General features: G+C 65.4%; 14 protein-coding genes. All 14 read left to right on the top strand.

Annotation, left to right across the window (positions count from 1 at the left end):
* The first annotated feature begins 66 nt into the window (after positions 1–66).
* Complete coding sequence (locus tag J2W23_RS29875) at positions 67–537, top strand: F0F1 ATP synthase subunit B (RefSeq protein WP_007830193.1); 471 nt, start codon at positions 67–69, stop codon at positions 535–537.
* An 8-nt stretch (positions 538–545) separates the two neighbouring features.
* Entirely contained in the window at positions 546–1,076 is a 531-nt protein-coding gene (locus tag J2W23_RS29870; RefSeq protein WP_307651312.1) for a F0F1 ATP synthase subunit delta, read from the top strand.
* Between the two features lie 48 nt (positions 1,077–1,124).
* Positions 1,125–2,738, top strand: a complete 1,614-nt coding sequence (gene atpA, locus J2W23_RS29865; RefSeq protein ID WP_042577547.1) for a F0F1 ATP synthase subunit alpha — start codon at positions 1,125–1,127, stop codon at positions 2,736–2,738.
* Between the two features lie 33 nt (positions 2,739–2,771).
* Entirely contained in the window at positions 2,772–3,647 is an 876-nt protein-coding gene (atpG, locus tag J2W23_RS29860) for a F0F1 ATP synthase subunit gamma (RefSeq protein ID WP_176662064.1), read from the top strand.
* An 88-nt stretch (positions 3,648–3,735) separates the two neighbouring features.
* The gene (locus tag J2W23_RS29855; protein ID WP_307651311.1) at positions 3,736–4,128 is read left to right on the top strand and encodes a hypothetical protein; all 393 of its coding nucleotides are present in this window, start codon (positions 3,736–3,738) and stop codon (positions 4,126–4,128) included.
* 131 nt (positions 4,129–4,259) lie between these two features.
* On the top strand, positions 4,260–5,660 hold the full coding sequence (gene atpD / locus J2W23_RS29850) for a F0F1 ATP synthase subunit beta (protein WP_176662062.1): 1,401 nt from the start codon (positions 4,260–4,262) through the stop codon (positions 5,658–5,660).
* 22 nt (positions 5,661–5,682) lie between these two features.
* Positions 5,683–6,102, top strand: a complete 420-nt coding sequence (locus J2W23_RS29845) for a F0F1 ATP synthase subunit epsilon (RefSeq protein WP_176662061.1) — start codon at positions 5,683–5,685, stop codon at positions 6,100–6,102.
* Between the two features lie 234 nt (positions 6,103–6,336).
* The gene (locus J2W23_RS29840; protein ID WP_176662079.1) at positions 6,337–7,506 is read left to right on the top strand and encodes an ROK family protein; all 1,170 of its coding nucleotides are present in this window, start codon (positions 6,337–6,339) and stop codon (positions 7,504–7,506) included.
* Complete coding sequence (locus J2W23_RS29835) at positions 7,503–9,038, top strand: sugar ABC transporter ATP-binding protein (RefSeq protein WP_307651310.1); 1,536 nt, start codon at positions 7,503–7,505, stop codon at positions 9,036–9,038. The genes J2W23_RS29840 and J2W23_RS29835 overlap by 4 nt, the downstream gene beginning before the upstream one ends.
* Positions 8,998–10,032, top strand: a complete 1,035-nt coding sequence (locus J2W23_RS29830; RefSeq protein ID WP_176662059.1) for an ABC transporter permease — start codon at positions 8,998–9,000, stop codon at positions 10,030–10,032. Before J2W23_RS29835 ends, J2W23_RS29830 begins: the two co-directional genes overlap by 41 nt.
* Positions 10,033–10,075: 43 nt before the next feature.
* Complete coding sequence (locus J2W23_RS29825; RefSeq protein ID WP_176662058.1) at positions 10,076–11,038, top strand: substrate-binding domain-containing protein; 963 nt, start codon at positions 10,076–10,078, stop codon at positions 11,036–11,038.
* A 110-nt stretch (positions 11,039–11,148) separates the two neighbouring features.
* Positions 11,149–12,315, top strand: coding sequence for a Gfo/Idh/MocA family protein (locus J2W23_RS29820; protein ID WP_307651309.1), 1,167 nt, complete (start codon positions 11,149–11,151; stop codon positions 12,313–12,315).
* Between the two features lie 49 nt (positions 12,316–12,364).
* Positions 12,365–13,063, top strand: a complete 699-nt coding sequence (locus tag J2W23_RS29815; RefSeq protein WP_307651308.1) for a phosphatase PAP2 family protein — start codon at positions 12,365–12,367, stop codon at positions 13,061–13,063.
* Positions 13,064–13,139: 76 nt separating this feature from the next.
* Positions 13,140–13,661, top strand: coding sequence for a DUF3617 domain-containing protein (locus J2W23_RS29810; RefSeq protein ID WP_307651307.1), 522 nt, complete (start codon positions 13,140–13,142; stop codon positions 13,659–13,661).
* Positions 13,662–13,680: the final 19 nt, after the last annotated feature.

The following is a 13,680-nucleotide window of genomic DNA, read 5'->3' as shown; positions in this document are numbered from 1 at the left end:
CGGACCCGTGTCGTCGTTCCCCTCTGTGGAATGGCTTCGCATTCAATCCCAAAGAGAGGGTGAAAAGTGAGCATTACCGGTACCCTGATCGTTCAGATGATCGTGTTCCTGATCCTGGTCGGGTTCACGATGAAGTTCGTGTGGCCGCCGATCGCGAAGGCGCTGGACGACCGCGCTGCGAAGATCGCCGAAGGCCTCGCTGCCGCCGACAAGGCCAAGTCCGAGCTGTCTGCCGCCAACAAGCGCGTGGAAGCCGAACTGGGTCAGGCACGCAACGAGTCCGCGCAACGTCTTGCCGACGCCGAACGTCGCGCCCAGGCCATCGTTGAAGAGGCCAAGGCCCGCGCGACCGAAGAAGGCAACAAGATCGTTGCGGCTGCGCGTGTCGAAGCCGACCAGCAGGCACTGAAGGCCCGTGAAGCCCTGCGTGAGCAGGTTGCCGCACTGGCCGTCAAGGGCGCAGAGCAGATTCTGCGCAAGGAAGTGAATGCGGGCGTTCACGCCGATTTGCTCGCCCGTCTGCAGACCGAACTCTGATAGAAGCCATGGCAGAACTCGCCACCATTGCACGTCCCTACGCGGAGGCGCTTTTCAAGGCCTCGTCGTCCGACGTTGCCGCAACCAGCGCCTGGCTCGAAAAGGTTGCCGCCATCGCGGCCAACCCCGAGCTCCAGCAATTCGCCGACAACCCCAAGGCCACGGCCGAGCAGGTTCTCGGTGTGGTCGCCGGCGCCTTCGGTGCGCCGTTGGCCGCCCACGCCCAGAACTTCCTGGGTGCGCTCCTGGAGAACGGGCGTTTTTCGGTGCTGCCGGAAATTGCGAAGCAGTTCCGGGCACTGGCCAACGTGAAGAGCGGTTCGTCCGACGCCGTGGTCTACAGCGCCTTCCCGATCGATGCCGCGGCCCTGGCCAACGTGTCGGCTGCGCTCGAAAAGCGTTTCGGCCGCAAGCTGCAGGTCACGGTCCAGCAGGATACGGAACTGATCGGCGGCATTCGTGTGGTGGTCGGCGACGAGGTGCTCGACACCTCCGTCAAAGCGCGCCTTGAACAAATGAAAGTTGCGCTGGCGGCCTGACGGTCTTCAGCCCTCTACTTGTAGCCTCAAAGAAAGAAGGAAAGAGTCATGCAACTCAATCCCGCAGAAATTTCCGAACTGATCAAGAGCCGCATCGAGGGCCTTGGGGTCAGCGCCAACATCCGTAACGAGGGCACCGTGGTTTCGGTGACCGACGGCATCGTGCGCGTGCACGGCCTGTCCGACGCGATGCAGGGCGAAATGCTCGAGTTCCCGCCCACGGCGGACGGCACCCCCTCGTTCGGCCTCGCGCTGAACCTGGAGCGTGACTCGGTCGGCGCCGTGATTCTGGGCGAATACGAGCACATCTCCGAAGGCGACACCGTCAAGTGCACGGGCCGCATTCTGGAAGTGCCGGTCGGCCCCGAACTCATCGGCCGCGTGGTGAATGCCCTGGGCCAGCCGATCGACGGCAAGGGCCCGATCAACGCCAAGATGACCGACGTGATCGAGAAGGTCGCTCCGGGCGTGATCGCACGGAAGTCCGTCGACCAGCCGATGCAGACCGGCCTGAAGTCCATCGACTCGATGGTGCCCGTCGGCCGTGGTCAGCGCGAGCTGATCATCGGCGACCGCCAGACCGGCAAGACGGCCGTGGCGATCGACGCGATCATCAACCAGAAGGGTCAGAACATGACCTGCGTCTACGTTGCGATCGGCCAGAAGGCTTCGTCGATCAAGAACGTGGTGCGCTCGCTGGAACAAGCCGGTGCGATGGACTACACCATCGTGGTGGCCGCATCGGCCTCCGAATCGGCCGCCATGCAGTACGTGTCGGCCTACTCGGGCTGCACGATGGGCGAATACTTCCGCGACCGCGGCCAGGACGCACTGATCGTCTATGACGACCTGTCCAAGCAAGCCGTGGCCTATCGCCAGGTGTCGCTGCTGCTGCGCCGCCCGCCAGGTCGCGAAGCCTACCCCGGCGACGTGTTCTATCTCCACAGCCGCCTGCTCGAGCGCGCAGCCCGCGTGAACGCCGACTACGTCGAAGCCTTCACCAAGGGTGAAGTCAAGGGCAAGACCGGTTCGCTGACGGCCCTCCCGATCATCGAAACGCAAGCTGGCGACGTGTCCGCCTTCGTTCCGACCAACGTGATCTCGATCACCGACGGCCAGATCTTCCTGGAAACCAGCCTGTTCAACGCCGGCATCCGCCCCGCCATCAACGCCGGTATCTCGGTGTCGCGCGTGGGTTCGTCGGCGCAGACCAACCTGATCAAGAACCAGTCGGGCGGTATCCGCACCGACCTGGCCCAGTACCGTGAACTGGCCGCGTTCGCGCAGTTCGCTTCCGACCTGGACGAAGCGACCCGCAAGCAGCTCGACCGCGGTGCGCGCGTGACGGAACTGCTCAAGCAGACCCAGTACAGCCCGCTGCCGATCTCGCTGATGAATGCCACGCTGTTCGCAGTGAACAAGGGCTTCATGGACGACATCGACGTCAAGAAGGTGCTCTCGTTCGAACACGGCTTCCACCAGCTGCTCAAGACGAGCCACGCGGCTCTGCTCGAGACCATGGAAAAGAATGGCGCCAAGTGGGACGTGAAGCCCGCCAAGCCGGACGACAGCGCCGAGAAGCAAGCCTTCAAGAAGGTTTGCCAGGACGCCGAAGCCGAACTGCTGGCAGCTGCCACCTCGTTCAAGAAGTCGTTCGCCTGATCGACCCCTTGACCGACGCAAGAAGGAGTTCATATGGCAGCTGGTAAGGAAATCCGCGGCAAGATCAAATCGGTGGAAAACACCAAGAAGATCACCAAGGCCATGGAAATGGTCTCGGTTTCCAAGATGCGCAAGGCGCAAGAGCGCATGCGTGCCGCCCGCCCCTACAGCGAGAAGATCCGCAACATTGCGGCCAATCTCGGCAAGGCGAACCCCGAGTACACGCACGCTTTCATGAAGAAGAACGACGCCAAGGCGATCGGCTTCATCATCGTGACGAGCGACAAGGGCCTGTGCGGTGGCTTGAACACCAACCTGCTGCGCGCCGTGACGACCAAGCTGCGCGAAGCGCAGACCGCTGGCGTTGCCATCGAGTCGGTCGCCATCGGCAGCAAGGGCCTCGGCTTCCTGAACCGCATCGGTGCCCGCGTGGTTGCGCACGTCACCCACCTGGGTGACACGCCCCACCTGGACAAGCTCATCGGCCCGGTCAAGACGCTGCTGGACGCTTACGCGGAAGGCAAGCTCTCGGCCGTGTACCTGTGCTACACGAAGTTCATCAACACGATCAAGCAGGAGCCGCTCGTCGAGCAGTTGCTGCCGCTGGCCGCCGACTCGCTGAAGGTCGAGGAAGGCCAGCACTCGTGGGACTACATCTACGAGCCCGATGCGCAAAGCGTGATCGACGAGCTGCTGGTTCGCTATGTGGAGTCGCTGGTCTACCAGGCCGTGGCAGAGAACATGGCGTCCGAGCATTCGGCGCGGATGGTGGCCATGAAGGCTGCCACCGACAACGCGGGCAACGTGATCAGTGAGCTGAAGCTGGTCTACAACAAGACCCGCCAGGCCGGCATCACGAAAGAGCTGTCGGAAATCGTGTCGGGTGCGGCGGCTGCCGCCGGCGTTTGATCGAGGCAATGCACCGGGCCACATTGCCGAACGGGCGCGCTCTGCGCGTCCGATAACACAGGCCTACTTTTTAGGGGACTTTGCGCACATGAAGAAACTTCTCGCTCTGGTGGCTGTTGCTGCCGCTCTGACTGCTTGCTCCAAGAAGGAAGAAGCGCCCGCTGCTGCTCCGGCTCCCGCCGCTGCACCTGCTGCGCCCGCTCCTGCCGCTCCGGCATCGGCACCGGCCGCCGCAGCACCTGCTGCTGCAGCCCCGACGGCATCGGCCGCGGACCTGCCGCAAGAGTGCAACGACTACCTGACGAAGGTTCAGACCTGCGTGGGCGCACAAAGCGGCGCTGCCGCCGATGCGATGAAGGCCAGCCTCGACCAGACCAAGGCCACCTGGGCTTCGATGGGTGCCGACAAGGCTGCCCTGGGCCAGGCTTGCAAGGCCGCTTCGGACGCTTTCGCTGCTCAAGCGACGGCCATGAAGTGCTGATCTGAAGAAGAAGTAGTTTTCAAGGGTGCCGGCCCGTCCGGCATTCTTGCAAAAGCGGCCCGTTTTGGCACCAGGACGCTTCTGCAAGAACCTGTCGCAAATTTATTGAGATCCATCCAGAAGGAAACGCCATGGCTGAAGGAAAAATTGTCCAATGTATCGGCGCCGTGGTCGACGTGGAGTTCCCGCGTGACCAGATGCCCAAGGTGTACGACGCCTTGAAATTCGAAGGCGGCGGGCTGACCCTCGAAGTTCAGCAGCAGCTGGGCGACGGCGTGGTGCGTACCATCGCGCTGGGTTCGTCCGACGGCCTGCGCCGCGGCCTGATCGTCACCAACACCGGTGCACCCATCACCGTGCCCGTCGGCAAGGCCACGCTCGGCCGCATCATGGACGTGCTCGGCCGTCCGATCGACGAGCGCGGCGACGTGAGCCAGGACCTCACCGCTTCCATCCACCGCAAGGCCCCCGCGTACGACGAACTGTCGCCTTCGCAAGACCTGCTGGAAACCGGCATCAAGGTGATCGACCTGGTGTGCCCGTTCGCCAAGGGCGGCAAGGTGGGCCTGTTCGGCGGCGCCGGCGTGGGCAAGACCGTGAACATGATGGAACTCATCAACAACATCGCCAAGGCTCACTCGGGTCTGTCGGTGTTCGCCGGCGTGGGTGAACGTACCCGCGAAGGCAACGACTTCTATCACGAGATGGCCGACTCCGGCGTGGTGAACCTGGACAACCTCCCCGAGTCGAAGGTGGCCATGGTCTACGGCCAGATGAACGAACCCCCGGGCAACCGTCTGCGCGTGGCGCTGACCGGCCTGACCATCGCCGAGTCGTTCCGCGACGAAGGCCGCGACGTGCTGTTCTTCGTGGACAACATCTATCGCTACACGCTGGCCGGTACCGAAGTGTCGGCACTGCTGGGCCGCATGCCTTCCGCCGTGGGCTACCAGCCGACGCTGGCCGAGGAAATGGGCCGCCTGCAAGAGCGGATCACCTCGACCAAGGTCGGCTCGATCACCTCGATCCAGGCCGTGTACGTCCCTGCCGACGACTTGACCGACCCGTCGCCCGCTACCACCTTCGCTCACTTGGACTCGACCGTGGTGCTGTCGCGTGACATCGCTTCGCTCGGTATCTACCCCGCCGTGGACCCGCTGGACTCGACCTCGCGCCAGCTCGACCCGAACGTGGTCGGCGAAGAGCACTACAACGTGGCTCGCGCCGTGCAAGGCACGCTGCAGCGCTACAAGGAACTGCGCGACATCATCGCGATTCTGGGCATGGACGAACTGGCTCCCGACGACAAGCTCGCCGTGGCCCGCGCCCGCAAGATCCAGCGTTTCCTGTCGCAGCCGTTCCACGTGGCCGAAGTGTTCACGGGCTCGCCTGGCAAGTACGTGCCGCTGGCCGAAACCATCCGTGGTTTCAAGATGATCGTGAACGGCGAAGCCGACCATCTGCCGGAACAAGCGTTCTACATGGTGGGCACCATCGACGAAGCGTTCGAAAAAGCCAAGAAGGTCGCTTGAGGCGGCATAGATAGGAACTCAGATGGCAAACACCATTCACGTCGACGTGGTCAGCGCGGAAGAGTCGATCTTCTCGGGCGAAGCCAAATTCGTCGCGCTGCCCGGTGAAGCCGGTGAGCTCGGCATCTTCCCGCGCCACACCCCGCTGATCACGCGCATCCGCCCCGGTGCCGTGCGCATCGAGACGGCCGATGGCGGCGAAGAGTTTGTCTTCGTGGCCGGCGGCATTCTCGAAGTGCAGCCGAACGCCGTCACCGTGCTGTCCGACACCGCGATCCGCGGCAAGGACCTCGACGACGAGAAGGCGAACGTGGCCAAGGCTGCGGCCGAGGAAGCGCTGAAGAACGCGAAGAGCGACATCGACATCGCGATGGCGCAATCCGAACTGGCCGTGATGGCTGCGCAGATCGCTGCGCTGCGCAAGTACCGCCAGAAGAAGTAAGCGCCGCACCGCGCTTCTTCCAACGAAAAGCCGCCTTCGGGCGGCTTTTTTGCGTCTGAACACGTGCAGCAAGCCATCTTCGAACTGAACTTGGTCGAAGTTCGACCTTGTCCGGCTGAAGCTCCACCCCTAGTATTCGCGTTCGCCCGGCTGCCCAAGGCTTCCCGGGACGGCAGAGCAAAAGAACACGGAGACAAGCGCGTGGCACCCTGGAGTGGCATCACTGCTCATGAAATGCGGTTGCTGGAAACGACCTTCTGGTCGGCCGGCGGCTCGCGCCATGCCATGGCCGAACAGCTGGGCTTCTCCAAGAGCAAGGCCAACGCGCTGATCGCCGGGCTCGTCGACCAGGGCCTGCTGGCCGAAGCCGGCCTGCAGCGCTCCTCGGGCGGGCGCCGCGCCGAAAACCTCCAACTCCATGCCGGCCTCGGCGTGCTTATCGGCATCGACATCGGCGCCACCAGCCTCGACGTCGCGGTGCTGCGCCCCGACCTCACCGTGCTGGCCCAGCACGACGAACCTGCCGACGTGCGCGACGGCCCCGCCGTAGTCCTGGCCCGCGTGCGCACCCTGATGCGCGAACTGCTCGCCCGTTGCGGCCACAGCGCGAAGAGCGTGCTGGGCATCGGCATCGGCGTGCCCGGCCCCGTCAACTTCGAGATCGGCCAGTTGGTGAACCCGCCGCTCATGCCGGCATGGGACAGCTTCTCGATCCGCGACTACCTGCGCGAGGACTACGCCGCGCCCGTCTTCGTCGACAACGATGTGAACCTCATGGCGCTCGGCGAGCTCTGGCGCCTCCGGCGCTCGCTCAGCAACTTCCTCGTCATCAAGATCGGCACCGGCATCGGTTGCGGCATCGTCTGCCACGGCGAGGTGTACCGGGGCGCCGCGGGCTCGGCTGGCGACGTGGGCCACATCTGCGTCGACCAGGAAGGCCCGCGCTGCCATTGCGGCAACCTCGGCTGTGTCGAGGCAATGGCGGCCGGCCCTGCGATCACGCGCATGGCGATGCAGGCGGCCGAGGCGGGCGAGAGCGAGGTGCTGGCCGAATGCCTGCGCGTGCACGGCCGCATCGACGCGATCGACGTGGGCCAGGCCAGCCGCGGCGGCGACACCGCGGCCAACGGCATCATCCAGCGTGCGGGCAGCCTGATCGGGCAGATGCTCGCGTCGGTGGTCAATTTCTTCAATCCGTCGCACGTGTTCATCGGCGGCGGCATCACGCGCATCGGGCCGCTGTTCCTCGCGGCCGTGCGGCAGAGCGTGTACCAGCGCTCGCTGGCGCTTTCCACGCGGCATCTCGAGATCCAGTACACGCCGCTCGGCACGCAGGGCGGCTTGATCGGTGCCGGCGTGCTCGCGATGCACGAGACCCTGAAAGTTCGCGGAGTGGCGCCATGAACAGCGAAACCAAAGGCAGCGTCGCCGTCGAGTTCGACGGCGTGGTGAAGGCCTTCGGCCCCGTGCAGGTGCTGCACGGCGTGAGCTTCGCGCTCGCACCGGGCCGCGTGTACGGCCTTCTCGGCGAGAACGGCGCGGGCAAGTCCACGCTGATGAAGATCCTCGCGGGCTACGAACAGCTCACCGAAGGCACGCTGCGCATCAACGGCCAGCCGCAGCAGTTCTCGAGCTCGCGCGATGCGGAAGCGCTGGGCATCGTGCTGATCCACCAGGAGTTCAACCTCGCCGAAGACCTGAGCGTCGCGCAGAACATTTTCCTCGGGCATGAAAAAAAGAAGGGCTGGCTGCTCGACGATGCGACGATGGAGCGCGATGCTGCAGCCGCGCTCGCCGCAGTCGGCCTGCAGGTCGATCCGCGCACCAAGGTGCGCAAGCTCATCGTCGCCGAGAAGCAGCTGGTCGAGATCGCGAAAGCCATCGCCCGCCGCGCGCGCCTGCTCATCATGGACGAGCCCACCGCCACGCTCACGCCCGGCGAGACCGAGCGGCTGTTCAAGCTCATCGCACAACTGCGCGCCGATGGCGTGACCATCGTCTACATCTCGCACAAGCTCGACGAGGTGGAGCAGGTGACCGACGAGGTGATCGTGATGCGCGACGGCCGCTTCGTCGCCCGCGCGCTCACGTCCGATGTCACGCGCCACCAGATGGCCAACCTGATGGTGGGCCGCGAACTCGCCGACCTTTATCCGCCGCGCGACCTCGTCGTGGCCGCCGACGCGCCTGCGATGCGCGTGCGCAACTTCACCGTGCCCGGCTGGGCGCAGGACGCGAGCTTCGAGGTGCGCCCCGGCGAGATCCTCGGCTTCGCGGGCCTGGTCGGCGCTGGCCGCACCGAACTCTTCGAAGGCCTCCTCGGCCTGCGCCCCGCGAGCGGCAGCGTCGAGATGCTTGGCAAGCCCGTGCCGCACGAGAAAGGCTGGCGCAATCCGCGCGATGCCGCCAAGCACGGCCTCACGTACCTGAGCGAAGACCGCAAGGGCAAGGGCCTGCATGTCAATTTCGGCCTGCGCCAGAACCTCACGCTGATGGCGCTCGAGCGCTATGCCAAGCCATGGCTGCAGCCCGAGGGCGAGCGCGGCGCGCTGGCCGAGGCGGTGAAGGACTACGGCATCCGCACCGGCTCGCTCGACGTCAAGGCGTCGTCGCTCTCGGGCGGCAACCAGCAGAAGCTCGCGCTCGCCAAGGTGCTGCAGCCGCAGCCGAAGGTGGTGGTGCTCGACGAGCCCACGCGCGGCGTGGACGTGGGCGCCAAGCGCGACATCTATTTCCTGATCCAGCGACTCGCCCGCGAAGGGCTCGCGGTGATCGTCGTCTCGTCGGAGCTGATGGAACTGATCGGCCTGTGCCACCGCGTCGCGGTGATGCGCGCGGGCAAGCTGGTTGCCACGCTCGATGCGGACCATTTGACTGAAGAGGAGCTCATCGCTCATGCCACCGGAACCGCAAACTCCCCCGTCGCAGCAGCCTGAAGCGGCCGCCGCAGCGCACCGCAGCGAAGCCAAGCCGCGCTGGACCGAGCGCCTGCACGGCCTCGGCCCGGTCATCGGCCTCGTGCTGCTGTGCATCGCAGGCACGCTGCTCAACGGCGACTTCGCCACCGTCGACAACGCGATGAACGTGCTCACGCGCACCGCCTTCATCGGCATCATCGCGGTGGGCATGTGCTTCGTGATCATCTCGGGCGGCATCGACCTGTCGGTGGGTTCGATGGCCGCGCTCATCGCGGGCAGCGTGATCATGTTCATCAACTGGGCCGGCCCGGCCTCGGGCTCGCCGATGCTGGCGGTGGTGATGGGTGCGGTGCTGGCCATCGTGCTGGGCGCGGTGTTCGGCCTCGCACACGGCCTCCTGATCACCAAGGGGCGCATCGAGCCCTTCATCGTGACGCTGGGCACGCTGGGCATCTTTCGCGCGTACCTCACGTACTTTGCCGATGGCGGTGCACTCACGCTCGACAACGAACTGTCGGACCTCTACGCGCCCGTGTACTACGCGAGCCTTGCGGGCATCCCGGTGCCGGTGTGGGTGTTCGTGATCGTCGCGATCATCGGCGGCGTCATCCTGAACCGCACGGCCTACGGTCGCTACGTGCAGGCCATCGGCTCCAACGAGCAGGTGGCGCGCTATGCGGCGGTCGATGTGGACCGCGTGAAGATCATGACCTACGTGCTGCTGGGCGTGTGCGTGGGCATCGCGACGCTGCTGTACGTGCCGCGCCTGGGCTCGGCCTCGCCGACCACCGGCCTCCTGTGGGAGCTCGAGGCGATCGCCGCGGTGATCGTCGGCGGCACGGCGTTGAAGGGCGGCGCGGGCAGCATCACCGGCACGGTGGTGGGCGCGATCCTGCTCTCGGTCATCAGCAACATCCTGAACCTCACCAGCATCATCAGCGTGTACCTGAACGCTGCGGTGCAGGGCTTCGTGATCATCATCGTCGCGTTCCTGCAGCGCGGCCGACGCTAGTTCTTTCTCGTTTCATTCCACCCACCAAGAGGAGACATCCCGCATGACAACTTTCACCCGTCGCATCGCACTCACGGCCGTCGCCGCCGCAGCGTTTGCCAGCCTGCCCGCGCTCGCCGCGGAAAAGGTCAACCTCGGCGTTTCGATTCCCGCGGCCACGCACAGCTTCATGGGCGGCATCAACTACTGGGCCAACCAGGCGAAGAAAGACCTGGAGAAGGAACACAAGGACCTGAAGATCACGATCAAGACCGCAGCCAACGCGCCCGAGCAGGCCAACCAGCTGCAGGACCTGTCGACGGTCACCAAGATCAACGCGCTGGTCGTGTTCCCGTTCGAATCGGCCGCGCTCACCAAGCCGGTCGCGCAGGTCAAGGCCAAGGGCGCGTATGTCACCGTGGTCGACCGCGGCCTCACCGACACCAGCGCGCAGGATGCGTACGTGGCCGGCGACAACACCGCCTTTGGCAAGATCCCGGCCGAATACATCGTCAAGCAACTCGGCGGCAAGGGCAACGTGGTCGCGCTGCGCGGCATTGCCACCACGCTGGACAACGAGCGCATGGACGCCTTCAACGCGGTGTTGAAGGGCAGCCCCGACATCAAGCTGCTCGATGCCAAGTACGCCAACTGGAACCGCGACGACGCCTTCAAGGTCACGCAGGACTACCTCACGCGCTTCAAGCAGATCGATGCCATCTGGGCGGCCGACGACGACATGGCCGTGGGCGTGCTCAAGGCCATCTCGCAAGCCAAGCGCGACGACATCAAGATCGTGTTCGGCGGCGCGGGCGCCAAGGACATGGTCAAGACCATCATGGACGGCAAGGACAAGCGCATCGGCGCCGACGTGAGCTACTCGCCCAAGTTCATCTACGACGCGATCAAGCTCACGGCCGAAGCGCGCCTGAAGGGCGAGAAGCTGCCGGCGACGACGATCATTCCTTCGGTGCTGATCACCAAGGAAAACGCCAAGGACTTCTACCACCCGAACTCGCCTTTCTAAGTTCGCCCCCAGGCTTCGCGCACTTCGTGTCGCTTCGCCAACCCCCTACCGGGGGCAACACCTGCGGCCCGGCAAAGCCGGTTCCGCGGTGTCCCTCGAAAAAGCACGATATGACCGATACACCTCTTCGCAAGCTCCGCTACGCCATGGTCGGTGGCGGCCGCGACGCCTTCATCGGCGCCGTGCACCGCAAGGCCATGGCGCTGGACGGCCAGATCGAATTCGTCGCGGGTGCACTCTCGTCCAGCCCCGACAAGGCGCGTGCCTCGGGCCGCGACCTGGGCCTGGCCGACGACCGCAACCACGGCGACTGGCAGACGCTGCTGGCCGACGAACTGAAACGCCCCGCGAACGAGCGCATCGACTTCGTCTCGATCGTCACGCCCAACCATGTGCACTTTCCGGTCGCGCAGGCCTTTGCCGATGCGGGTTTTCACGTCGTGTGCGACAAGCCGTTGGTACACACGCGCGATCAAGCCGATGCATTGGTCGCCACCGTCGCCAATCGGGGCACGGTGTTCGGCGTGACCTACAACTACACCGGCTATCCGATGGTGCGGCAGGCGCGCGAGATGGTGCGCTCTGGCCAGCTGGGCGCCATCCGCAAGATCGTCGTCGAATACAACCAGGGCTGGCTCGCGAGCCACGTCGAGGGCAGCGGCAGCAACAAGCAAGCCGACTGGCGCACCGACCCCGCGCGCAGCGGCGCGGCCGGCGCCATCGGCGACATCGGTTCGCATGCCGAGAACCTCGTCGCGAGCATCACGGGCCTGGAGATCGAGAGCCTCTGCGCCGACCTCACCGCGCATGTGCCGGGCCGCATGCTGGACGACGACGGCAGCCTGCTGCTGCGCTTCAAGGGCGGTGCGCGGGGCGTGCTGATCGCCTCGCAGATCAGCACGGGCCTGGAGAACGACCTGCGCCTGCGTATCTCGGGCGCGCTCGGCACGCTCGAATGGCACCAGGAGCAGCCGAGCCAGCTGGTGCATCTGCCGCACGACGGGCCCAAGCGCATCTTCACGCGCGGCGGGCCGTGGCTGTGCGAAGCGGCGCGGCGCGCGAGCCGGCTGCCGACGGGGCACCCCGAAGGCTTCATCGAGGCTTTCGCGAACATCTATGCGGGCGTGGCGGCGGACATCCGTGCGCGGCTCGCGGGACAGGCCGCCGATCCGCTCGCGGCGGACTATCCGCGCGTGGAAGACGGCGCGCGCGGCGTGCGCTTCATCGAGCGCACGGTGGCGTCGAGCCAAAGCCAATTAAAGTGGACGCCCTGGTGATGCGCCGGCCTCGCACCCGCGAGGCCATGCCGCATGGCCATCGGCATCCATGACGCATTTCTCTTCCGACGATTCTTCGTCCATTTCAACGCGATGGCTGCGCGCCCTGTGGCTGCGCTGCAGGACGCTGTGGCCGCTCAAGGTGGTGGGCAACACCGTCGCCACCATCGGCTTCTTTCCGCTGTACTTCTGGATCATGAAGAACGCGGGCCAGGCCTGGGTGCTGCCGCTCACCGCCTTCGACCGGCTGATCGCGTTCTGGCCGGCCGTTCTCCCCGTCTATCTTTCGCTCTGGGGCTACATCGCGCTGCCGGTGCTGCTGGCCAAGGACAAGCGCGAGCTCTGGAGCTTCTCCATCGGCTGCGCGGCGATGACGGCCCTTGCACTGGTCGTCTTCTGGTTCATGCCCACGGCGATTCCGAACTTCACCATCGACGCGACGCCGGGCACGTCGCTGCATTTCCTGAAGACGGTCGACTCGGCCGGCAATGCCTTTCCGTCGCTGCACGTGTCGTTCTCGGTGTTCAGCTGCATCGTGCTCGGCCGCCAACTGCGCGACGCCGGCGCGCCCGCATGGCTGCGCCTCTTCAACGTGGCATGGGCCGTGGCCATCGTGTATTCGACGATGGCGGTGCGCCAGCATGTGCTGATCGACGTGCTCGGCGGGCTGGTGCTGGGCCTCGTGCTCGGCTTCGTATCGCGCGAGCGCGGCACGGCCGCGCAGCCCGTGGGCATGCGCGCGGTGTAGGCCGGCCGTTGTATTTGTCGGGCGTGCCGCCTGCGGTACAAACTGTCATCGTCTTTCATCCGATGCAGGAGCCCTCATGAAGATCCGTTCGTCCGTTGCCACCGCCTGCATGGCAGCCGCCTGCCTTTGCGCCGGCTCGGCTTTCGCCCTCGACTACCCCGCGCGCAAACCGGGCCTCTGGGAAATGCAGACCAGCGACGGCCCCGGCAGCAAGGCGAGCCCCCAGGCCATCCAGCAATGCATCGACGCCACCACCGACAAGATGCTGCGCGACATGGGCCAGGGCATGGGCAAGGACATGTGCGCCAAGCAGGACATGCGCATGGAAGGCGGCAAGATGGTGATCGACTCGGTCTGCAAGATCGGCCAGACCACCGCCACCTCGCAGGCCGTGATGACCGGCGACTTCAGCACCGGCTACCGCGTGGAGAGCAAGTCGACCTACAGCCCGCCGCTCATGGGCCGCGCCGGGGCCACCACCATCGTGGAGGCCCGCTGGGTCGGCCCCTGCAAGCCCGACCAGAAGCCGGGCGACGTGGTGATGAACGGCATGAAGATGAATGTGCACGACATGATGGGCGGGCGCGGCAAGAAGTAGCAGGCAGCAGCAGGCAAGT

The sequence above is a fragment of the Variovorax boronicumulans genome (assembly GCF_030812215.1).
GTDB lineage: Bacteria > Pseudomonadota > Gammaproteobacteria > Burkholderiales > Burkholderiaceae_C > Variovorax > Variovorax boronicumulans_C.
Note: the sequence above shows the minus strand (reverse complement) of the source record. Positions and strands in the feature narration are given on the sequence as shown.

Coding starts and splice junctions, on each gene's coding strand:
- J2W23_RS29870 (WP_307651312.1), top strand. CDS start 546: ATGGCAGAACTCGCCACCATTGCACGTCCCTACGCGGAGGCGCTTTTC.
- atpA (WP_042577547.1), top strand. CDS start 1,125: ATGCAACTCAATCCCGCAGAAATTTCCGAACTGATCAAGAGCCGCATC.
- atpG (WP_176662064.1), top strand. CDS start 2,772: ATGGCAGCTGGTAAGGAAATCCGCGGCAAGATCAAATCGGTGGAAAAC.
- J2W23_RS29855 (WP_307651311.1), top strand. CDS start 3,736: ATGAAGAAACTTCTCGCTCTGGTGGCTGTTGCTGCCGCTCTGACTGCT.
- atpD (WP_176662062.1), top strand. CDS start 4,260: ATGGCTGAAGGAAAAATTGTCCAATGTATCGGCGCCGTGGTCGACGTG.
- J2W23_RS29845 (WP_176662061.1), top strand. CDS start 5,683: ATGGCAAACACCATTCACGTCGACGTGGTCAGCGCGGAAGAGTCGATC.
- J2W23_RS29840 (WP_176662079.1), top strand. CDS start 6,337: ATGCGGTTGCTGGAAACGACCTTCTGGTCGGCCGGCGGCTCGCGCCAT.
- J2W23_RS29835 (WP_307651310.1), top strand. CDS start 7,503: ATGAACAGCGAAACCAAAGGCAGCGTCGCCGTCGAGTTCGACGGCGTG.
- J2W23_RS29830 (WP_176662059.1), top strand. CDS start 8,998: ATGCCACCGGAACCGCAAACTCCCCCGTCGCAGCAGCCTGAAGCGGCC.
- J2W23_RS29825 (WP_176662058.1), top strand. CDS start 10,076: ATGACAACTTTCACCCGTCGCATCGCACTCACGGCCGTCGCCGCCGCA.
- J2W23_RS29820 (WP_307651309.1), top strand. CDS start 11,149: ATGACCGATACACCTCTTCGCAAGCTCCGCTACGCCATGGTCGGTGGC.
- J2W23_RS29815 (WP_307651308.1), top strand. CDS start 12,365: ATGACGCATTTCTCTTCCGACGATTCTTCGTCCATTTCAACGCGATGG.
- J2W23_RS29810 (WP_307651307.1), top strand. CDS start 13,140: ATGAAGATCCGTTCGTCCGTTGCCACCGCCTGCATGGCAGCCGCCTGC.